Origin of the sequence: Kitasatospora sp. NPDC094019 (assembly GCF_044764505.1) — a bacterium.
Taxonomy (GTDB): Bacteria; Actinomycetota; Actinomycetes; order Streptomycetales; family Streptomycetaceae; genus Kitasatospora.
Map to the genome: position 1 here is coordinate 40,791 of NZ_JBIWIF010000026.1, position 20,140 is coordinate 60,930.

Sequence of the window (20,140 nt, forward strand, 5' to 3'; positions counted from 1 at the left end):
CGCCGATCCCCGGGGCGCGGGCATCATGGGGGTATGCCCGCTCAGACTGGATCCGCCCCGCGCCGGGGTGCCGACGGCCGCGCCGGGCGCGGCCGGGCGCGGCGCCGATGAACCGGCCACTGCCGCCGACCGCGCCGCAGGGGGGAGCCCCGGGGTACGCCTTCGTGGGGCGGACCGGTGAACTCTCCCGGCTGACGGCCGCGCTCTCCCGGCCCCCGGCGGTCCTGCTGGTGGAGGGCGAGGCGGGCAGCGGCAAGTCGCGGCTGGTCGCCGAGGCCGTCCGGGCACTGGACGGGAGCCCGGAGAGCGGGCCGGCCGTGAGCGGGACGGCCGGGACCTCCGACCACGCCGCCGCCCGGCGGCCGGTGCTGCTCGGCCGGTGCCACCCGCTGCGTGAACCGGAGCCGTTCGGGCCCCTGGTGGACGCCCTGCGGGACGCCGCCACCCTGCTGCCCCCGGTCGCCGAGCTGCCGCCCAGCACCGGTGCCCTGCGCCTGGTGCTCCCCGACCTCGCCGACCGGCTGCCGGCCGCGCCGCCGGACGGCGGGACCCTCCTGTCCGCGCGCCGACTGCTCGCCCAGGGGGTACGGGCGCTGCTCACCGCGCTCGACTCCCCGGTGCTGGTGGTCGAGGACCTCCAGTGGGCCGACGACGCGACCCTCGATCTGCTGCTCCGACTGGCCCGTGACCTGCCGCCGCGGCTCGCGCTGGTGGTCACCTACCGTCCCGAGGACCTGCCTCCCGGCGCCCCGGCGCCCGGGACGGCCTTCCGCCCCGCGCCCGCCCGCACCGACGGGCACCGGGGCGAGGAGGGGCACGGGGCCGTCGGCGCGCCGGTCCGGCTGGAACGGCTGGAGCCCCTGTCCGAGCCCGAGGTCGCGGAGCTGGCCCGGTCGGTGCTGGGCCCGGCGGCGACCCCCGAACTCGCGCGGGTCCTGCACGAGCGCGGCCAGGGCCTTCCGCTGGCCGTCGAGGAGGACCTGCGGGGTCTGGCCGAAGGCACCCTGACCGAACGCGCCCCGGCCGAGCGCGGCCCCGCCGGACGCACCGCCGCCGTCCGGCAAACCCCCGACCGGCACGCTCCCGACCGTTCGCCCGCCGAGCGGACCGGAGGGTCCGCCGGCTCCGGCGGCCCGGCCGCCGTCCTGGCCGCCGCCGAGCTCCCGCGCGGACTGCGCGACGCGGTGACCGAACGCCTCGCCCGCCTCGGTGGCAACGGCGCGGCCGTCGTGGCGGCGGCCGCCGTCCTCGGGGTACCCGCCGACGAGGAGCTGCTGACCGCCGTCGCCGGACTGGACGCCGAAGCGGGGGCCGACGGCCTGACCGAGGCGCTGCACGCGGCCGTCCTGTGGGAGACCGCGCCCGACCGCTACGCCTTCCGCTCCCCGTCGGCCCGGCAGGTCGCGCAGGGGCGGATCGCCGGGCCCCGGCGCCGGGTGCTGCACCGGCGGGCCGTGACCGCGCTGGGGAGCAGGGAGCCGCGGCCGCTCGCCCGGATCGCCGAGCACACCCTGGCCATGGGCGACCGCCCGGCCTGGCAGGACCTCGCCCAGGCGGCCGCCGACCAGGCCGCCGCGCTCGGCGACCCGGGCGGTGCCCGGCGGATGCTGCGCGGCCTGCTCGACGAACCCGACCTGGACCCTCGCCGCCGAGGCCGGGCGGCCCTGGCGCTGGCCCGGCTCGCGGCCGACGACGTCGACCCGGCGGCCAGTGTGCAGGTGCTGAGCGGCATGGTCGCCGATCCCCGGCTGCCGGTCGCCGACCGGGGCGAGATCCGGCTCGCGCTCGGCTTCCTGATGGCGGTGCACAGCGGCAACCGGGCCGGGTTCGACCGGATCCGGGAGTCCCTGGAGGAGTTGGAGGAGCGCCCGGTGCGCGCGGCCCGGGCCATGGTGGCGATCGCCATGGACGAGCGCGACGGCGCCGGCCGCCGGGCCGGGGAGTGGCTCGCGCGGGCGGAGGGCCTGCTGGCGGCCAACCCGGACGAGGACGTGTCCGCCGCGGTGCGGGCCACCTCGCTCACCTTCCAGGCCCGGGACGGCGATCCGGCGGTCTGGGACCGGCTGGACGAGCTGCCGCGCGACTCCGAGCGCCCCGAGGTGATGCGGCAGACCACCCGGGCGCTGTACAACGCGGGCGAGATCGCGATCGAACTGGGCTACGACCGCCGCTCGGCGAACCTGCTGGAGGAGAGCCGCCGGCTGGCCCGGCTGACGGGCATCCCGTACCTGGAGTGCTACAGCCGGCTCGCGCTGATCCGGCTCGACATGCTGGCCGGGCGCTGGGACCTGGTGGAGCCCCGGTTCGCCCGGCTGGGCGCCGAGTTCGACGATCTGGCGATGGCCGGCGCCGAGCGCTCGCTGCTGTTCGGGCGGCTCGCGGCGGGGCGGGGGCGGCTGGCGCTGGCGCGGGAGGAGTTCGAGATCGCCGCCCGCTTCGGCCAGCGGGAGTCGCAGGTGACGGTGGCGCTGCGGGCGGCCGCCGGGCTGGGCGGCCTCCAGCTGCTGGAGGGCGACACCGCCGGGGCCGCCGGCACGGTGGGGCCGGCGCTGGCCACGGCCCGGCAGGCCGACGCCTGGGCGCGCACCGCCGACCTGCTGCCGGTCGCCGTCGAGGCCCTGCTCGCGACGGGCGGGCGGGCCGAGGCCGGGGAGGTGACCGGGGAGGCGACGGAGTCCCTCGCCGACCGGGACGCGCCGGCCGTGACGGCGGCGCTGCACCTCGCCGGTGGGCTGCTGCTGGACGCGGACGGCGATCCCGCGGCGGCGGAGGCGTTCACCCGGGCCAGGGACCACTGGCAGGACATCGGGCGGCCGTACGAGGCGGCGCGGGCGGACGAGCGGATCGCCGCCGCGCTGGCCGGGAGCGACCGGGCCCGGGCGGCGGAGCGGATGGCCGCCGCCGAGCGCGTCTACCTGGAGCTGGGGGCCACCACGGACACCGCTCGTTGCCGGAAACTGCGCCGGGACCTCGATCTGGGCGGGATCGGCTCGCCGGGCCGCCGGGGCTACGGCAAGCGGCTCTCGCCGCGCGAACGGCAGGTGGCGGAGCTGCTCGCGCAGGGGACGGGCAACCAGGACATCGCCCAGGCCCTCTTCCTGTCACCGCGCACGGTGGAGCACCATGTGGCGAACGTGCTGCACAAGCTGAGCACCGGCCGGGCCGGGACGGCGCAGGCGCTGGCCCGCGCGGACGCCGAGGACGCGGCGGTCGAGGGCGGCGGGTGAGCGGAGTGCGGGAGCGGAGTGCGGTGAGCGCGCGGCAGTGAGCGCGCGGCGCCGAGCAGGACCGGAGCGCGCAGGACCGGGGCGCGGGCGGCCCTCCGGCGTCCGCTCTCCGAACGCCCTCCGGACTCCCCGCGGGCGCTCGCGGGCGCCCTGTCGCCGGTGCCCCCAACGTTCCCGCCGGCCGTTAGGTAGTCACCCGCATTGATCCGGCCGGTCCGGACCGGTTCCCTGGTGGTCATTGGCGAGCGAGCGGGGCAGCCGCTCCCCGACCAGGAGGGATCCAGAGTGATGAGTGCACGTCACCACGCGCCGAGCGCGACGGCCGGACCGGCGACGGACGGCCCGGCCGCGGCCGGGGCCACGGTCCGCCTCTCCCCCTCCCCCCGCAAGGCCGGGCAGCATCCGGTCGCCCTGGTCCGTCTGGCCCGGCTCAGCCGGTCCGGCCCCGGACTCCACTGGGCCCACTGAGCGCCGACCGGGACCGTGTGGGCGGTTCCCGGTCGGGAATCGGGGGGAGCGGCGGCGCCGGGACGGCCGGGAAGGGCCGGAACGGCTGACGCACGCGAGGAAAAAGGGCCCTGCCTGGCCGACCAGGCAGGGCCCTTCGCCGTGCGGACGTGCCCGCGGGATCAGCAGGACGCCGCGACGGAGAGGGTGACGGCGGCCGGCGGCCACCCCCACTGGGTGGTTTCGAGGGTGGCCTCGGCGGTGGAGCCGCAGGGCAGGACGCCGGAGATCCGGCCCACCGGGGTGGCGGACCAGCTGACGTTGACGCTCGGCGTGACGGTGCCGATCTCCGCCCCGTCGACGACCTTGGCGGTGAAGCGGTACGGCACCGGGCGCGGGGTCCAGCTGACGCTGGTCGGCGTGGTCCGGCCGTGGAAGGTCACCTCGTCGCCGCTGACGATGGCGCAGATCTCGTTGACCACCACGCCCCGGTAGCTGGTGACGCAGGTCCCCGGAACGCTCGGGGAGGCGGCCGCGTCGGCGGCGAGGGCGGTGCCGGGGAGGGCGCCGGCGAGGGTCAGGGCGGCGGCGGCGGCGAGGATGGCGAGGGGCCGATTCATCGGGCGATTCCCGTTCGTGGGTAGGGACGGCAGAGTGAAGCCATGTGACATTTCACGCTTCACACCCCACATGCTGCCATCGATTCAAGCGGAGGATTTACTTCCAGCCTTCCCTTTGAAGCCAATTGCTGATTTCGGCCTTTCAATGACCGAATTGCATCGGTCCAACGGTCGGGGCGGCCGCCCGCCCCGGCAGCCACCCCGACCGGTCCTCCGGTCAGCCGCCCGAGCGGGGCTCCATCCGGAGTCCGAAGGCCGCCGTACCGGGATCCAGAGCCGTCACCCCGCCGTCGACCGTGAGCACCGCGCCGTTCACATATCCCGCCGCCGGGGAGAGCAGCCAGCCGATCGCGGCGGCCACCTCCTCCGGCTCCCCGGGGCGGCCGGCCGGGGTCAGCGCCGTCGCCTCGCGGTAAGCCTCCTCGACACCGCCGGCCAAGTCCGCCTCCTCCGCGAAGCGCGCCATCCTGCGGTCCGCCATCTCGGTGCGCACCCAGCTCGGGCAGACGGTGTTGGCCCGCAGACCGCGCCGGCCGTAGTCGACGGCGAGCGAGCCGCACAGCTGGAGCAGCGCGGCCTTCGAGGTCGCGTACGCCGCGCCGCCGACGCCGTTGCGCAGCGCGGAGACCGAGGCCACCGCCACCACCGCGCCGCGCGCGAGCAACAGGTGCGGCAGCGCCTCACGCAGCAGCAGGAAGGGGCCGGTGAGATTGGTCCGCATCACCAGCTCCCAGTCCTCCGGTGTCACGTCACCCACCGAACCACCGCGGCCCACACCGGCGTTGAGCACCAGCCCGTCGATCCGGCCGTAGGCGGCGACGGCGGCCGCGACCAGTCCGCGGACGCCCTCGGGCTCGGTGGTGTCGGAGACGTGCGCGAGCGCCCCGGTCTCCCGGGCGACCCGCTCCAACGGCTCGCGCCGACGGCCGGACACCACCACATGGTGACCCTCGGCCCGCAGCAGCCGCGCGGTGGCCGCGCCGATGCCGCTCCCGCCGCCGGTGACGACGACTACACGCTGGTCGGACATTCCTGTGACCTCCGGGATCGATGTTTCGTGAACCGTCGATCCTAGGCCGACCACCCGTCAGGTCCGGTGCCCCATGGGTCCGGTCCCCCGGGCCCGGGCGGGGCGCTGTCGGTGGCGGGCCGTAGATTCGGCGCGACCGAGCACCAACCGAGCACCAGTCGAGCGTTCCGCGGACAGGACACCGAGCCCGATGAACCCCGTGACCCCGATCCCCCCGACCACCGAGCACGGCATCGCGCTCACCGAGCGCGTGATCGCCTCCGTCGAGGCGGACCCGCACCGTCCGATCCTCTCCTACAGCGCCTGGGCCGGACCGTGGCTGACCGGCGAGCCCCGGCCGCTGCCGGACGGACTCCTGGCCGGGGCGGTCTTCCCCAGTGGCCGCCCGCTGCCGCCGAGCCTGCGGCGCTGGCTGGCCTTCGACACCGGGCTGCTGCGCCGGTTCGGCTGGCTCGACGAGGACGACCGCTTCACACCCCGGTCGCTGGGCGAACTGGCGCGGGACGAACTCGGCGAGCTCTGGGGTTCCTGCTTCGACGGTGTCTCGGACCGCTTCGACGAGTGCTTCCTGCTCCCGGGCGGTTCCGACTCGCGCCGGGTCCTGGCCACCGGCTCGGCCGACACCCACGGCGAGTACCCGGTGTTCGCGCTCGACGTGGACGACATCCCGTGCGTCGAGCTGATGTACCCGGGCCTGGACGTCTACCTCGCCGGCACCTGCGGGCTGATCACCGTCGAGGGCGAGGGCTACTCCGCCCTGGCCCGGCACCCCGGGTACGCCCGCCGGATGCTCACCCACGCGCACCAGGTGTTCGGCGGCGAGTTCGCCGAGGAGTGCTTCCCCGACCTCTGAGCCGACCGGAGCCGACACCCCGGCGCCCCAGTGTTCCGGCGTTCCGGCGTTCCGGCGTTCCGGAGGCCGCTCCCACCGCCGCCTCGCGGGTCCGTGCCAGACTGACCCGCCATGGGTGAGAGCGAGACGGGCGCGGCCGCCCCGGAGGTGCCGCTGCTCGTGGTGGACGGCGCCAACGTGGTCGGTTCGGTGCCCGACGGCTGGTGGCGGGACCGGCGCGCCGCGGCCGAACGGCTGCGGGACGCGCTCGCGCCCGTCGCCGGCCGCGGTGTCCCCGGCGAGCGGTCCGATGTCCCGGCCTGGGCGCGCACCGGCCCACTGGAGGTGCTCCTCGTCGTCGAGGGCGCGGCCCGCGGCGTCGGAACCGTACCGGAGGTGCGCGTCGAGGCCGCCTCCGGCAGCGGTGACGATCTGATCGTGTCCCTCGTCGCGGCGGCCCGCACCGCCCGCCCCGGACGGAACTGCCTGGTCGTCACGGCGGACCGGGGCCTGCGCGCCCGGGTCACCGCACTCGGCGCCGCCGTGACCGGCCCCCGCGCCGTCCGCCCCGCCTGACCACCGCCCCCTCCGGACACCTAGCGGCACCTAACGGCCCCTCCCACCGCCGGTCGAGCGCGCCCGCCGCCCCTCCCCCGTCACCCCGTCACCCCGTCACCGGGGGCTCGACGAGTCATCATTTCGGTGGACCCGGGTCGGCCCCGGGCTGACGCCCCCGGGACCTCCGCACACCGCCCGGATCCGGGCCCTAGCACGAAGTGGCCCTTGCTCGGGGCAAGTTCACCCGGAGACCGCTCGCATTGGCGAACCGGGGGCGTGCGCCGGTTCGGGGCGTGCGGGGAGCGGTAAACCTGGTGCCATCACCGGCCCGGCGACGGGTCCGGAGGTCCGGCCGGACCGGTGCCACCGTGCCGCGCACCACCCGCGCGTCCCCGCCCACCGCACCGCTCCGAACCCCCGCGGCCCACCGGCCGCCCGTCCTGTTCCCCCACTCTTCCGATCGTTTGAGGATGCTGAATGCTTGGAGCTGGTTCGTCACCCGGACGCCGGCGCTCCGCCCCCGTGCTCGTCTGGCTCCTGCCCACCGTCGTGACGACCGCCGTCGCCGCCGTCGCCCTGGCCACGGCCTCCCCCGGCGCACGCGTCCCGGTCGCCCTCTGCGCGGCGGCGGGCACCCTGGCCGTGGTCCTGGTCGCCACCGAGGCGGCCCGCCGGGGCCGGGCGACGGAGGAACTGCGCGAGCGGGCCGTCCAGCGCGAGGGTGAACTGATCCGCCGGCTCACCCGGCAGGAGACCGAGTACATCCGGCTGGCCAAGTCGGTCCTGCCCGCCGCGATGGCCCGGCTCACCCACGGCGAGGGCCTGGAGGACGTGGTCAACGCGTACACCCTCCAGGACGTCACGGTCGGGGCGGAGTTCCGGGCCGCGCAGCAGACCCTGCTGCGCGCCGTACTGGAGACCGTCGAGAACGAGGAGGCGCTGCGCGAGTCGTCACGCCGCTCCTTCGTCAACATCGCCCGCCGCGTGCAGGCGATCGTGCACCGGCAGGCCGCCGAGCTGCGCAGCATGGAGCACCGGCACGGCAACGACCCCGCCGTCTTCGACGACCTGCTGCTGGTCGACCACGGCAACGCCCTCATCGGCCGCCTGGCCGACAGCATCGCCGTCCTCGGCGGCGCGCGGCCGGGCCGGCAGTGGAACCGGGCGGTGCCGCTGTACAGCGTCCTGCGCGGCGGCATGTCGCGAATCCTCGACTTCCAACGGGTCGAGCTGCACCCGGTCTCCGACGTGGCGGTGGTCGGCCCGGCGGTCGAGCCGCTGATCCACGCGGTGGCCGAACTCCTCGACAACGCCACCCGGTACTCGCCCCCGCACACCAGCGTGCACCTCACCGCCGTCGAGGTGCAGACGGGCATCGCGATCGAGATCGAGGACGGCGGACTCAGCCTCAGCGAGGAGGGCCGGGCCCGCGCCGAGCGAATGCTGCTGGAGGCGCAGGCCGGTATCGACCTCAACGAGCTGGGCGAGACCCCCCGGCTCGGCCTCGCCGTCGTCGGCCGGCTCTCCCGCGCCTACGGCTTCCAGGTCTCGCTGCGCCCCTCGGCCTACGGCGGGGTGCGGGCGGTGCTGGTCGTGCCGCAGGAGCTGATCACCACCGCGCCCGCGACCGGGCGGGCCCACGGCATCGGTGTCACCGGTTCGTCCGGTCCGGAGCCGGTGGACGACCGCCGTCCGCACACCTCTCCGCCGCCGCGCCGACCGCTCTCCGGGTCGCTGCCGGGGCCGCTCAGCGGTGGTGGGGAGGACATCCCGGTGGTGACCGAGCGCACCCCCACCGGGCTGCCCCGCCGGCGCCGGCACGCCGCGCCGACCGCCCGGATCGGCGTCGCCCCGACGACCCGGACCACCACCACCCGTTCCACCGGTACGACCGGCCGGGCGGCCGCCCGGGGCGGCGCGGCGGGCTCGGCCGGCGGCGCGGCCCCCACCGGCCCGACCGGCTCCCCGGCGGGCTTCACGGGCTCGACGGCCCCGACCGGCCGGAGCGACGGCTTCGTCGGCGGCCCACCGTCCCGGCCCGGCGGTGATCCCCCCGCGGGGGCGGTGCAGCCGGGCCTCTGGCTGGCCGCCTTCACCGAGGGGGTCAACGGCACCGCACCGGCCACCGGCACGGCACCGGCCGACCACGACAACGGGGATTCGACGGGGAGGGACGAGCGGTGATTCAGCCACGGACCAACATGGACTGGCTGCTCAAGCAGCTGGCGGACGAAGTCCCGCACGTCCGGAACGTCATCGTGCTGTCCGCGGACGGCCTGCGGATCGCCCAGCACGGCACCGAGACCGACACCGCCGACCGGCTCGCCGCCGCCTGCGCCGGTCTGCAGAGCCTGGCGGCGGCCGTCGGCCACGAGTTCCCGCACGGGGACGGCCGGATGCGGCTGGTGGTGATCGAGATGGGCGGCGGCTTCTTCTACCTGATGGCGGCCGGCGCCCGGGCCTTCCTCGCGGTACTGGCCGACGAGGGCGTGGACGCCGGGCTGATGGGCCAGCGGATGCGCGACCTGGTCGCCCGGATCGGCGAGCACCTCAGTACGCCTCCCCGAAGGGGCGAGCCCGTCGCATGAGCACAGCCGGCCGGGACTGGGGCGAGGAAGCCCCGGAACGCTTCTACGTGATCACGCGCGGCCACACCCAACCGGCCGGACGGGCCGCGTTGGACCTGGTCACGCTGATCGTCTCCCGCGCGGAGCCCACCCCCTCGATGCCGCCCGAGCACGCGGCGATCCTCCGGTTGTGCGGATCGCCGCTCTCGGTGGCCGAGATCTCCGCCTACCTGCGGCTGCCGGTCAGCGCGGTCACCGTGCTGCTGGCCGACCTCGTGGCCGAGGAGCGGGTCGAGGCACGCGCCTCCGTCCCGCCCGCGCTTCTCCCCGACCGTGCCCTGTTGGAGGCGGTGATGCATGGACTTCAGCGCCTCTGACACGGTGCGCGGGCCGGCCGACGAGGATCTGCTGCCGGACTCGGCCGCCGCGGCCGTCAAGGTGGTCGTGGTCGGCGGCTTCGGCGTCGGCAAGACCACCCTGGTCGGCGCGGTGAGCGAGATCCGCCCGCTGACCACCGAGGAGACGATGACCCAGGCCGGGGCGGAGGTCGACGACCTGGCCGGGATCGAGCGGAAGTCCGAGACCACGGTCGCGATGGACTTCGGCCGGATCAGCATCAGCGACGAACTCGTGCTGTACCTCTTCGGCACCCCCGGACAGGAGCGGTTCTGGTTCCTGTGGAACGGCCTGTTCGAGGGGGCCCTGGGCGCGGTGGTGCTGGTCGACACCCGCCGGCTGGAGGTCAGCTTCGACGTGATCGGGCGGCTGGAGGACCGGGGCGTGCCGTTCGTGGTCGCCGCCAACGCCTTCCCCGGCGCGCCCGCCCACCCGGACGAGGAGCTGCGGCTCGCGCTGGACCTGCCGCCCGAGGTCCCGATCGTCGCGTGCGACGCCCGGGTCCGCGAGTCCGGACGGGACGTGCTGCTCGCGCTCATGCACTACCTCTACGACCTGGCGGGGGCGCGGGCCGCGCGGTGAGCGCACGGCCCGTCCCCATCCCGGCCGCCACCGTTCCCCCACCGTTCCCCCACCCCGACGAAGCCCCGTCGAAGCCCCCGACGACGCCCCGCCGACCCCTTGTCGACGACGACCCCCGGAGAGACCGTGACCACCCCGTTCCGCGACGACGCCCCCCTCGCCCCACCGGTCGGCTGCCCCGCCCACGGGGCCGACGGCCCGGGCACCGACCGTCCGGCCACCGCCGTCCCGGGCCTCGCCGTACCGAACCCGGCCGGACCGGCGAGCACGGGTGCGGGCCCCACCGAACCGGGCCCCACCGAACCGGGCAGCGGCGAACCGGGCAGTGACCGGCCCAGCCTCGACGAGCTGCCCGTCGCCGAACTCCGCCGCCTCTACGGTCCCGAGGCCGAGGCCGACCCCTCCGGCCTGTACGAGAAGCTGCGCGCCGAGTACGGGGAGGTCGCGCCCGTCCTGCTGCACGGTGACCTGCCGGCCTGGCTGGTCCTCGGCCACTCCGCCAACCTCACCGTGATGCGCACCCCCTCCCGCTTCTCCCGGGACTCGCGCCGCTGGCGGGCGTTCCAGGAGGGACGGGTCGGAGCGGACTCGCCGCTGATGCCGGTCATCGCCTGGCAGCCGCTCTGCGTCTTCGCCGACGGTGCCGAGCACCGACGGCTGCGCGGCGCCGTCACCGACGGCCTGAACGGCACCGACCGGCGTGGCGTCCGGCGCTTCGTCACCCGCTACACCGCCGAACTCGTCGAGGAGTTCGGGCCGACCGGACAGGCCGAGCTGGTGAGCCGGTTCGCGGAGCACCTGCCGATGCTGGTGATGACCCAACTCGTCGGCATGCCCGAGGAGTACGGCCCGCGCCTGGTCGACGCCGCCCGGGACCTCATGAAGGGCACCGAGACCGCCATCGCCAGCAACGACCACGTGGTCGCCGCCCTGCGCCGGCTGGTCGAGCGCAGGCGGACCGATCCCGCCGCCGACCTCTGCACCCGGCTGATGCAGCACGAGGCCGGGCTGACGGACGAGGAGGTGCTGGAGCACCTGCGGGTCGTCCTGCTGGCGGCGAACGAGACGACGGTCAACCTGATCGCCGACACCCTGAAGATGGTCCTGACCGACGAGCGCTTCCGGGCCCACCTGTCGGGCGGCCACATGACCGTGCCGGACGCGCTCGACCAGGTCCTGTGGGACGCCCCGCCGATGTCCCTGGTCGCCGGACGCTGGGCCACCGGGGACACCCTGCTCGGCGGGCAGCGGATCCGGTCCGGGGACATGCTGCTGCTCGGCCTCGCCGCGGGGAACGTCGACCCGGTCGTCCGGCCCGACCTGGCCAAGCCGCTGCACGGCAACCGCTCCCACCTGTCCTTCGGCAGCGGCCCGCACGAGTGCCCGGGCCAGGACATCGGCCGGGCGATCGCCGAGACCGGGATCGACTGCCTGCTCACCCTGCTGCCGGACCTCCGGCTCGCCGTCCCGGAGCAGGACCTGGCCTGGACCTCGGCCTGGATCTCGCGCCATCTGGTCGCGCTGCCGGTGGAGTTCACCCCGCGCGAGCGGCAGCCCGCCCAGGACTCCGCCCGCCCGGCGCCCGCGCCCGCCGCCCCGCCGCTCCCGCCGGTGGCGTCGGCCCCGCTGCCCGGGCCGACGCCCGTCGGACCCTCCGCCGCCTTCGGCGCCGGACCCCGGCCCGGCTGGTGGGCCCGGCTCACCTGGTGGTTCCGGCGCTGACCGGCCGTCACCCGGCCCGGGCGGCGCGTCCCCGGCCGAACCGGGCGGGCCCGCAATAGAGTCGGCGCGAACCGGGCGCGGACCCACCGCCGCGCCCGAACCCCGCCTGCCGGAAGGTGTCCCGTGTCCCTGGTCCGCGTCCACAACTTCTCGGTCTCGCTCGACGGCTACGGCACCGGCGAGGGACAGACCCTGGAGGCACCGTTCGGCCACGCCGGCGACCGGTTGCACAGCTGGTTCTTCTCCACCCGCACCTTCCGCGCCATGCAGGGCGGGGAGGGCGGGGAGACCGGCGTGGACGACGCCATGGCGCGGGCCTGGGGCGACGGGATCGGCGCGGAGATCATGGGTCGCAACAAGTTCGGCCCGCAGCGCGGGCCGTGGCAGGACCACGAGTGGAAGGGCTGGTGGGGTCCGGACCCGGTGTTCCGCACGCCGGTGTTCGTCCTCACCCACCACCCCAGGCCCACCGTGGAGATGGCGGGCGGCACCACCTTCCACTTCGTCGACGGCACCCCGCACGAGGTCCTCGCCCTCGCCCGGGAGGCCGCCGGCGGCCTGGACGTCCGGATCGGCGGCGGTCCGAGCACCGTCCGCGCCTTCCTCGCGGCGGACCTGGTCGACCATCTGCACGTGGTCGTGGTGCCAGTCCTGCTCGGCCGGGGCGAGCGCCTGTGGGACGGGCTCGAAGGACTGGAGCAGCGCTTCCGGATCGAGTCCGTCACCAGCCCGAGCGGGGTCACCCACCTGACGTTCACCCGACCCTGACAGCTTCTGCCCACTTCTGCCTGCCTCTGCCTGCCTCTGCCCGCCTTTGCGCGGCCGTGCGGGCTCCTGTCTGCCGGTCCACCCGCTCCGGTCCACCCGCTCCGGACCTCCCGCAGACCGGATGTCCGTGGGCCGGCGCCGGGAACGGCGCCCCGCATCCCACCCTTCTGGGGGGCGCCGACACCGCGCGACCGGCGTGCTCCCGTGCGCCGGGTTTGCCGCCCCCGGTGCCGGTGCCATATCCGAGATTCGGGGGTGCGGGCCGGACGCGGTGGCGGGGTGCCGGTCCGACCCGTCGAAGGGATTTCGAGGAAGTCGACGGAGGGGACGACGGGATGACGGACATTCGGCGACCGGCACTGCGGTACACCGCGGACATCACCGTGGAGGACATCGACGGGCTGGCCGGGTTCATCGAGCGGCGGGTCGTGCTGCTCCGGGACGCGGCCCCGGGACCCGGGGGCGAGGAGGAGCTGGTCGGGGCGGCCCTGACCCACACGGTCACGGCCCTGACGGGGAGCGCGCGGGAGGTGCTCGGCACGCTCGCCGGGCACGCGGCGGAGGCGTCCGGCGGCGACCCCGGGCCCGCCGGGGCGAGCGGTGAGAAGCGGGACCTCACGGCCTTCGACGAGGAGTTCGAGGAGCTGATGGCCCGGCTCAGCCGCCTCTGGCGGTATCTGCTGACCGCCGCCGAGGCATGGAGCCACCTGCCCGACTACGACGTGGCGCGCTGGCGACTGGACGGCCACCTGGACGCGGAGCACGAGGCTCGGGACCGCTGGTCGGAGGCCGGGTACACCTGGTGAGGGGCGCCCCGGTCCGGACGCCCGGCTGAGCGGCGCGGGCCGGTGGCCGGGGAGTCCCGGTGACCGGCCGCGCCCGGCCGGCCCCCCGCCCGGGTGGGCAGGGGGCCGGTCCCGAGCGGCGGGCGACGGTGCGGGTCAGTTCCAGGGGTTGGCGTTCTGGTCGTTGATGTATGTCCAGAAGCGCACGCCCTGGGGCAGGCTGCCGGAGGCCCAGAAGGTCCAGCCGCCGGTCGAGGAGTAGTTCGGGCCGTAGTGGCCGTCGTGGAACTCGGCCTGCCGCCAGGTGCGCCCGAAGGTCGAGCGGCAGACCTCGTTGGCGGCCGCGGCGCTGGTCAGTTCCGATCCCTTGACCGGGCGGCTCAGGGCCACGCTGCCCAGGGCCCAGCCGTTGTAGAAGCCGAGGCCGAGCCCGGCCGGCGCGGGCCGGCCGTCCTGGTTGAGGCAGAGCACCGACAGCGAGGCCCAGGGAGCGGTGTCGCCCTGGTAGGCGTCGCTCGCGGTGCCACCGGGGCCGCCGACCTGTACAGTGCCGCCCGGACCGTAGTTGAGGACCTCCCAGGTCATGCCGTAGTGGGTGGCGTCCGAGGTGCGGGCCTGGGCGGCGGGGGCGACGGCCAGCGGGACGAGGGCCGCCACGGCGGCGGCGGTCGCGACGGCGGCGAGACGCTTGATGCGGGTCATGGTCCTGTTCCTCCAGGGAACTCCGGGGAAAGAGCGATCATGGCGCCGGCCGGCCTCCGGACCGGCACGTCACCGACCCTCTCAACCACGCGCACGATTCTGGCATGATCTGGTCATCGGTTCGTCACCAAACGCGACGGCCCGACAGCAGCGCGCAAGAACCCTGGGGAGGGGGAGCGCATGGAGTTCGCGATTCTGGGACCGCTGGAGGTCCGGACCCGCACGGGGACCCGGATCCGGCTGGGCGGCGCCCGACAGGAACGACTGCTGGCCGCACTGCTGCTCAACCCGGGCGGCGCGGTACCGGTGTCCCGGCTGGTGGACGCCGTCTGGGAGGAGCGGCCACCGGCCACCGCCGACCGACAGGTCCGCAACCTGGCCGGGCTGCTGCGCCGGGCCTTCCGCAAGGCGGACCCGACCGGGCCGCCCGTCCTGCTCACCGACGGGCGCGGCTACCGCATCCCGCTCGACGACCACCGACTGGACTCCCGGGTCTTCGCCGACACCGTGACCCGGTCCCGCCGGACGGCCGCCGCCGGGCAGCAATCGGCCGCCGCGGCGGGCCTGCGGCAGGCCCTCTCGCTCTGGCGCGGCCCCGTACTCGACGGCCTGGACGGACAGTTGCTCGACGCGGGCGCCGTCGCGCTGGACGAGCTCCGGCTCACCGCCTGGGAGGACTGCCTCGATCTGGACGCGGCCCTCGGGCGGCACCGCGCGAGCATCCCCGAGCTGACCGGCCTGGTCGCCGGCCATCCGTTGCGGGAGCGGTTCGTCGGGCAGTTGATGCGGGCGCTGCACGCCTCGGGCCGCACGGCCGACGCGCTGATCGTGCACCGGCGGTTCACCGGCCGGCTCGCCGAGGAGCTGGGGCTCGACCCCAGCCCCGAACTGCGGCGGCTGCACCTGTCGTTGCTCACCGCCGACACGGATCCGGACCTGGGCCCGCCCGACCCCGGCCCCCGGGCCGCCGCGACCCGCACCACCGCCGTCCGCACCACCGCCGTCCGCACCACCGTCACCCGTGCCGCCGTCACCGGTACCGCCGTGCCCCGCGGCGCCGGACGCCCGGCCGGGCCCGGTGCGGAACGGCCCGACACCGAACGGCCCCGGGCCGCCCGAACGGATCCCGCCCCGGAGGCCGCCCCCGCCGTGCCCGTGCCCGCCCAACTGCCGCCCGCACTGGCCACCTTCACCGGACGCAAGGCCGAACTCGCCGCCCTCGACGCCTTCGCCGAGGCGGCGGCCGCGGTCGGTGACCGGCGCTCCGGCCCGGGCACCGCTTCCACCGCCCGGATCTGCGCCGTCTCCGGCAGCGCCGGGATCGGCAAGAGCACCCTCGTGGTCCAGTGGGCGCACCGGGTCCGCGGCCGCTTCCCCGGCGGCCAGCTCTTCGCCGACCTGCACGGCTTCTCCGCCGAGCCGACACTGACACCGCACGCCGTCCTGGCCCGGTTCCTGCGCGCGCTCGGAGTGCCCGGCGAGCAGGTGCCGAGCGTCCCCGAGGAGGCCGCCGCACTGTACCGGTCGATGCTCGCGGACCAGCGGGTCCTGGTCGTCCTGGACAACGCGCGGAGCGCCGAACAGGTCCGCCCGCTGCTGCCCGGCGCCCCGGAGTGCCTGACCGTGGTGACCAGCCGGGCCGGCCTGGCCGGGCTCACCGCCCGGGAGGGCGCCCGCCCGCTGGCCCTGGACCTGATGCCGGCCCCCGACGCCGTCGCACTGCTGGACCGCGTCATCGGCGCCCGGCGGGCCCGGTCCGAGCCCGCCGCCGTCGCCGAACTCGCCTCCGTGTGCGGCCGGTTGCCGCTCGCGCTGGCGATCGCCGCCAGCCGGCTCGCCGAACGCCCCGGCCGGACCGTCGCCGACCACGTCGCCGAACTGCGGGACACCGGGAACCGGCTCACCGCGCTGGCGATCGACGACGACGCGGGCTCGGCCGTCCGTGCGACGCTCGACCTCTCCTACCGCGCCCTGCCCACCGCCGCCCGCACCCTGTTCGGCCTGCTGGCCCTCGCCCCCGGCTCCGGTCTGACGGCCGCGGCCGCCGCCGCGCTCTGCGGCGAGCGCGTCGCCGTCGTGCGGCCCGTGCTGGACCAACTGGCCACCGCCCACCTGCTCGCCCACGAGGGCGGCGACCGGTACCGGCTGCACGACCTGCTGCGCCTGTACGCCGCCGAACGCGCGGCCGCCGAGACCGGGCGGGCCCTGAGCGGCGCCGCCCGCGAACGGCTCGGCACCTGGTACCTGCACCACGCCGACGCCGCCGCCCGGCTGCTCACCCCCCACCGCCGGCGGATCCCGCTCGGCGACCCGGGCCCCTGGTACGAACCGCCGGCCTTCACCACCGCCGCCGCGGCGCAGCGGTGGTGCGAGAGCGAACACCCCCGGCTGCTGGGCATGGTGCGGGCGGCGGCCGAGCACGGTCCTGACGCGCTGGCCTGGCGACTGCCGGTCGCCCTGTGGAGCTACTGGTTCACCAGCCCGCACCTGGACGACCGGGAGGAGGCGGCCCGGCTCGCGGTGGCGGCGGCCGTCCGGGCCGGCGACCGGTACGGCGAGGGTCATGCCCGCAACGACCTGGCGACGGCGCTGGGCGCGCTCGGCCGCCATGACGAGATGCTGGCCGAACTCCGGCTCGCCCGGCCGCTGTTCGCCTCGATCGGCGACCGCGTCGGGGAGGCCCACGCGATCGGCAACCTCGGCGACCACTGCCTCGGCACGGGTGCCTACGGGCAGGCGCGGCTGCACTTCCAGGGGGCGCTGACGCTGTTCCGGGCGCAGCCGGAGGAGCGCCGGGACGATTGGGCGATCCGGGTCTGCGAGACCAACATCGGGGTGACGGCGATGCTGGCGGGCCGCTCCCGGGAGGCGGGCGAGTACCTGCACCGGGCCCTCGACCGGCACCGGTCCACCGGCGATCCGGTCCTGGAGAGCATCACCCTCTACCACCTGGGCGACCATCACCGGCGGCAGGACCGCCCGGAGGAGGCGGTGGAGCGCCTCCGGCAGGCCCTGGCGGTACTCGACGGCACGACCCGCAACCCTCGGCTGCGCGCCGACGTACTGGCCGCCCTGGCCCGACTCGGCGAGCGGGCCGGCCCACCGGGGCCAGTGTCCGCACCCGGCGGGTAGCAGGCCGTACCAGGTGCGCCGCGCCCCGCGCCGACGACGACGCGAACGGCCGTCCGATCGCCCGGCCACCCCACGAGCGCCGGCGACCCCGCCGCGCCGGACACTCCGCCCGGCAGCACCCAGGCCACCCGGCCGCACCCGCGCTCGCCCCCGCAAGCCGGACCCCCGCCCCCGCCCCGACGGCACAGAACACGCGATCTCCCTCGACCGGCCACCACCGACCTCGACCCGTGACAGCGTCCGCCCCTGCGCGCCCCGCCTCCGACGGGCCGGACCTGCGGCTCCGGCGCGATGGCCGCGCCCTCGCGACGGCGTCCGCCGTAGCACGCCGCCGGGCCTCGCGGGAGTGCCGGTGGCGGGTGTCGCCCGGGCGGGTGGTCGTGGCCGTCGGGCGGCACGGCGGGTGGCCGGGCGGGGGGTGGTGCGTGGTCGGATGGTCCGTCGGTGGTGCGGGCGGGCGTCGGCTGGGCGGGGAGGCGGGGCGGTGCGGCGACTGAGGGTGGCGGCGGCGGTGGCGGCCGTCGCGGTGCTCGCGACGGCGGCGGTCGGGCCCGGGGCGCCGCCGCCTCCGGGTGGGACGGCGGCCGGGCGGACGGTGGTGGGGGACGGCCCGGGAGCGGAGCGGTCGCCGGAGGAGCGCGGCGGCTCCGGCCCGTTCGGTGACTTCGGCGGCTTCGGCGGCTTCGACGACTTCGGGGCCGTCGGCGGGTCGACCGCCGACCAGGGCGGTCCCGGCGGACTCCCCCGGCCCGGCGGGCTCGGTCCGGGTCGGCTGCGGACGCTGGCCGGGGTCCTGCGGCAGGATCGGCCCGGCAGCGGCTGGTACCTGGTCGGCGGGGCGCACCTGGTGCTCGACCTGGAGGTCGCGTACGCCGACCACCAGCAGATCGTGCTGCGGTTCCCCGCCGCGCGACGGGTGGTGTCGGTGCTCTGCGGACCGGACGAGACCTATGCGCCCCTCGGCTACTCCTGCGGCGCCTCGGTGTCGCTGGACGAGATCCGGGTCCGGCTGGGCCGGAACGGGCGGCCCGCCGACCCGACGGCCACGGCGGCCGGGCGGTACGCCAACTTCTGGCTGCTGGGGCTCGTCGAGCGGCGTTGAACGGCGTGGGGACGGGGCGCCCTTGACGGAATGGTCAACGGAACGGTCTTCTGTACCACGCGGCCGAACTCCCACCGAACGCCCACCGAACGTCCGCCGACCCCGGCGATAGCACCGGGCGGTACCTCCGGGTGACATCTCCCCCGGCGGCGGACGCGGCTCCTACGGTTTCCGGCGACCCCCACACCGCGACCGCAGGAGACCACCCATGCTCCGACGACCCATCAGGGCCGTGTGCGCCGTCCTGGCCACCGCCGCCCTGGGCCTGACCGCCCTCCAGGGCACCGCCGGCGCCGCCGCCCCCGCTCTCGGTCCCGCCGCGGCCGCCCGAACCGCGGCGGCAGCCGCGCCGGACACCCTCGGTGTGGCCGCCGCCGCGCCCGAGGTGATCGAGGCGCTGCGGCGCGACCTCGGCCTGACGGACGCTCAGGCCCGTTCCCGGATCGCCGCCGAGGCCGGTGCCGGTGCCCGGGCCGCCGTACTCGCCCGGGCGCTCGGCGGCGGCTGGGCCGGCTCCTGGCTGGAGGGCCCGGAGGCCGGTCTGGCCGTCGCCACGACCCGTTCCGCCGACCTCGCCGCGATCCGCGCGGCGGGCGCCCGGCCGGTGCTGGTGGGCCGGCCGCTCGCCGCCCTGGACGCCACGCTGGCCGCGCTGGACCGGGCGGCCGGACGCGGCGCCACCGGCCGGGCCGCCGCGCTGGCCGCGCCGGTGCGCTACGTCGACGTGACCGCGAACACCGTCGTCGTGCAGGCCACCGACCGGGCGGCCGCCGAGCGCCTGGTCGCCGCCGCCGGGGTGGAGCGGGCGGCGGTGCGGGTGGAGACGGTGGCCGAGGCCCCGCGTCCGCTCTACGACCTCCGCGGCGGTGACGCCTACTACATCGACAACAGCAGCCGCTGCTCGATCGGCTTCCCGATCACCCGGGGGACCACCCAGGGCTTCGTCAGCGCGGGCCACTGCGGCCGGGCGGGGTCCAGCACGACCGGCGCCAACCGGGCCGCCCAGGGCAGCTTCCAGGCTTCGGTCTTCCCGGGCAACGACATGTCCTGGGTCGCCACCAACAGCAGCTGGACCGCGACCCCGTACGTGAACAGCGCGTCCGGAGCGGTGACCGGCTCGGTGCTCCAGCAGGTCGGGGCCTCGGTCTGCCGGTCCGGTTCCACCACCGGCTGGCACTGCGGCACGATCCAGCAGCACAACACCAGCGTCACCTACGCCGAGGGCACCGTCTCGGGCGTCACCCGGACCAACGTGTGCGCGGAGCCGGGCGACTCCGGCGGCTCCTTCATCTCGGGCACCCAGGCACAGGGCGTGACCTCGGGCGGCACCGGGAACTGTTCCCAGGGCGGCACCACGTACTTCCAGCCGGTCAACCCGATCCTGCAGAACTACGGCCTGACACTGAAGACCGACGGCCAGGGCCCCGGCCCGGGTCCCGGCCCCGGTCCCGGCAACCCGGGCGGCACCTGGGCCGCCGGCACCGTCTACCAGGCGGGCGACACGGTCACCTACGGCAGCGCCTCGTTCCGCTGCCTCCAGGGTCACCAGGCGCAGGCCGGGTGGGAGCCGCCGAACACCCCGGCGCTCTGGCAGGCGGTCTGAGCCGTTGACCGTCCGTTGTACGACCCGGGCCGCCAGGCCCGCCGCGCCCTCGATCGGAGCAACCGGC

The 20,140-nt window shown here is 76.4% G+C and carries 17 protein-coding genes; 14 read left to right on the plus strand and 3 right to left on the minus strand.

The annotated features are described in order from the left end of the window. The first annotated feature begins 107 nt into the window (after window positions 1-107). Together ACIQ9P_RS35845 and ACIQ9P_RS35850 are read left to right on the plus strand one after the other, a co-directional pair. Window positions 108-3,227 (plus strand): AAA family ATPase, encoded by a 3,120-nt coding sequence (locus ACIQ9P_RS35845; protein WP_402365756.1) that lies wholly within the window; start codon window positions 108-110, stop codon window positions 3,225-3,227. Between the two features lie 288 nt (window positions 3,228-3,515). Beyond that, on the plus strand, window positions 3,516-3,695 hold the full coding sequence (locus tag ACIQ9P_RS35850) for a hypothetical protein (RefSeq protein WP_402365758.1): 180 nt from the start codon (window positions 3,516-3,518) through the stop codon (window positions 3,693-3,695). Window positions 3,696-3,856: 161 nt separating this feature from the next. Here the strand turns inward: ACIQ9P_RS35850 and ACIQ9P_RS35855 are convergent, their stop codons facing one another. Together ACIQ9P_RS35855 and ACIQ9P_RS35860 are read right to left on the minus strand one after the other, a co-directional pair. Next, a complete protein-coding gene (locus ACIQ9P_RS35855) occupies window positions 3,857-4,294 on the minus strand; it encodes a hypothetical protein (RefSeq protein WP_402365760.1) in 438 nt (145 codons plus the stop codon). A gap of 217 nt (window positions 4,295-4,511) precedes the next feature. After that, window positions 4,512-5,324 carry an SDR family NAD(P)-dependent oxidoreductase gene (locus ACIQ9P_RS35860; protein WP_402365762.1) on the minus strand — a complete coding sequence of 271 codons (813 nt, stop codon included), beginning with the start codon at window positions 5,322-5,324 and terminating at the stop codon, window positions 4,512-4,514. A gap of 199 nt (window positions 5,325-5,523) precedes the next feature. Here ACIQ9P_RS35860 and ACIQ9P_RS35865 point away from each other — a divergent pair, with 199 nt between their 5' ends. From ACIQ9P_RS35865 to ACIQ9P_RS35905, 9 genes are all read left to right on the plus strand, one after another. Beyond that, the gene (locus ACIQ9P_RS35865) at window positions 5,524-6,177 is read left to right on the plus strand and encodes a hypothetical protein (RefSeq protein WP_402365764.1); all 654 of its coding nucleotides are present in this window, start codon (window positions 5,524-5,526) and stop codon (window positions 6,175-6,177) included. A gap of 111 nt (window positions 6,178-6,288) precedes the next feature. Continuing rightward, a complete protein-coding gene (locus ACIQ9P_RS35870) occupies window positions 6,289-6,732 on the plus strand; it encodes an NTP pyrophosphohydrolase (RefSeq protein WP_402365766.1) in 444 nt (147 codons plus the stop codon). A 459-nt stretch (window positions 6,733-7,191) separates the two neighbouring features. After that, window positions 7,192-8,898 (plus strand): ATP-binding protein, encoded by a 1,707-nt coding sequence (locus tag ACIQ9P_RS35875; RefSeq protein WP_402365768.1) that lies wholly within the window; start codon window positions 7,192-7,194, stop codon window positions 8,896-8,898. Further along, the gene (locus ACIQ9P_RS35880) at window positions 8,895-9,302 is read left to right on the plus strand and encodes a roadblock/LC7 domain-containing protein (RefSeq protein ID WP_402365770.1); all 408 of its coding nucleotides are present in this window, start codon (window positions 8,895-8,897) and stop codon (window positions 9,300-9,302) included. Before ACIQ9P_RS35875 ends, ACIQ9P_RS35880 begins: the two co-directional genes overlap by 4 nt. Further along, complete coding sequence (locus ACIQ9P_RS35885) at window positions 9,299-9,658, plus strand: DUF742 domain-containing protein (RefSeq protein ID WP_402365772.1); 360 nt, start codon at window positions 9,299-9,301, stop codon at window positions 9,656-9,658. The genes ACIQ9P_RS35880 and ACIQ9P_RS35885 overlap by 4 nt, the downstream gene beginning before the upstream one ends. Beyond that, window positions 9,639-10,259 (plus strand): GTP-binding protein, encoded by a 621-nt coding sequence (locus tag ACIQ9P_RS35890; RefSeq protein WP_402365774.1) that lies wholly within the window; start codon window positions 9,639-9,641, stop codon window positions 10,257-10,259. The genes ACIQ9P_RS35885 and ACIQ9P_RS35890 overlap by 20 nt, the downstream gene beginning before the upstream one ends. A gap of 126 nt (window positions 10,260-10,385) precedes the next feature. Then, window positions 10,386-11,981 carry a cytochrome P450 gene (locus ACIQ9P_RS35895; RefSeq protein ID WP_402365776.1) on the plus strand — a complete coding sequence of 532 codons (1,596 nt, stop codon included), beginning with the start codon at window positions 10,386-10,388 and terminating at the stop codon, window positions 11,979-11,981. A 123-nt stretch (window positions 11,982-12,104) separates the two neighbouring features. Then, window positions 12,105-12,749 carry a dihydrofolate reductase family protein gene (locus tag ACIQ9P_RS35900; RefSeq protein WP_402365778.1) on the plus strand — a complete coding sequence of 215 codons (645 nt, stop codon included), beginning with the start codon at window positions 12,105-12,107 and terminating at the stop codon, window positions 12,747-12,749. 335 nt (window positions 12,750-13,084) lie between these two features. Further along, entirely contained in the window at window positions 13,085-13,555 is a 471-nt protein-coding gene (locus tag ACIQ9P_RS35905) for a hypothetical protein (RefSeq protein WP_402365780.1), read from the plus strand. 135 nt (window positions 13,556-13,690) lie between these two features. Here the strand turns inward: ACIQ9P_RS35905 and ACIQ9P_RS35910 are convergent, their stop codons facing one another. After that, window positions 13,691-14,236, minus strand: coding sequence for a hypothetical protein (locus ACIQ9P_RS35910; RefSeq protein ID WP_402365782.1), 546 nt, complete (start codon window positions 14,234-14,236; stop codon window positions 13,691-13,693). Window positions 14,237-14,416: 180 nt separating this feature from the next. Between ACIQ9P_RS35910 and ACIQ9P_RS35915 the strand changes: the two genes are divergently transcribed. The 3 genes from ACIQ9P_RS35915 to ACIQ9P_RS35925 all read left to right on the plus strand — a co-directional run bounded on the left by ACIQ9P_RS35915 (window position 14,417) and on the right by ACIQ9P_RS35925 (window position 20,073). Next, complete coding sequence (locus ACIQ9P_RS35915; protein ID WP_402365784.1) at window positions 14,417-17,368, plus strand: AfsR/SARP family transcriptional regulator; 2,952 nt, start codon at window positions 14,417-14,419, stop codon at window positions 17,366-17,368. Window positions 17,369-17,852: 484 nt separating this feature from the next. After that, window positions 17,853-18,470 (plus strand): hypothetical protein, encoded by a 618-nt coding sequence (locus ACIQ9P_RS35920; RefSeq protein ID WP_402365786.1) that lies wholly within the window; start codon window positions 17,853-17,855, stop codon window positions 18,468-18,470. 208 nt (window positions 18,471-18,678) lie between these two features. Then, window positions 18,679-20,073, plus strand: coding sequence for a carbohydrate-binding protein (locus ACIQ9P_RS35925; protein WP_402365788.1), 1,395 nt, complete (start codon window positions 18,679-18,681; stop codon window positions 20,071-20,073). Window positions 20,074-20,140: the final 67 nt, after the last annotated feature.

What these genes read in the sequence shown, in the direction of transcription:
- ACIQ9P_RS35845 (WP_402365756.1), top strand. Translation starts at nt 108, where the DNA reads ATGAACCGGCCACTGCCGCCGACCGCGCCGCAGGGGGGAGCCCCGGGG.
- ACIQ9P_RS35850 (WP_402365758.1), top strand. Translation starts at nt 3,516, where the DNA reads ATGAGTGCACGTCACCACGCGCCGAGCGCGACGGCCGGACCGGCGACG.
- ACIQ9P_RS35855 (WP_402365760.1), bottom strand. Translation starts at nt 4,294, where the DNA reads ATGAATCGGCCCCTCGCCATCCTCGCCGCCGCCGCCGCCCTGACCCTC.
- ACIQ9P_RS35860 (WP_402365762.1), bottom strand. Translation starts at nt 5,324, where the DNA reads ATGTCCGACCAGCGTGTAGTCGTCGTCACCGGCGGCGGGAGCGGCATC.
- ACIQ9P_RS35870 (WP_402365766.1), top strand. Translation starts at nt 6,289, where the DNA reads ATGGGTGAGAGCGAGACGGGCGCGGCCGCCCCGGAGGTGCCGCTGCTC.
- ACIQ9P_RS35875 (WP_402365768.1), top strand. Translation starts at nt 7,192, where the DNA reads ATGCTTGGAGCTGGTTCGTCACCCGGACGCCGGCGCTCCGCCCCCGTG.
- ACIQ9P_RS35885 (WP_402365772.1), top strand. Translation starts at nt 9,299, where the DNA reads ATGAGCACAGCCGGCCGGGACTGGGGCGAGGAAGCCCCGGAACGCTTC.
- ACIQ9P_RS35890 (WP_402365774.1), top strand. Translation starts at nt 9,639, where the DNA reads ATGGACTTCAGCGCCTCTGACACGGTGCGCGGGCCGGCCGACGAGGAT.
- ACIQ9P_RS35905 (WP_402365780.1), top strand. Translation starts at nt 13,085, where the DNA reads ATGACGGACATTCGGCGACCGGCACTGCGGTACACCGCGGACATCACC.
- ACIQ9P_RS35910 (WP_402365782.1), bottom strand. Translation starts at nt 14,236, where the DNA reads ATGACCCGCATCAAGCGTCTCGCCGCCGTCGCGACCGCCGCCGCCGTG.
- ACIQ9P_RS35915 (WP_402365784.1), top strand. Translation starts at nt 14,417, where the DNA reads ATGGAGTTCGCGATTCTGGGACCGCTGGAGGTCCGGACCCGCACGGGG.
- ACIQ9P_RS35925 (WP_402365788.1), top strand. Translation starts at nt 18,679, where the DNA reads ATGCTCCGACGACCCATCAGGGCCGTGTGCGCCGTCCTGGCCACCGCC.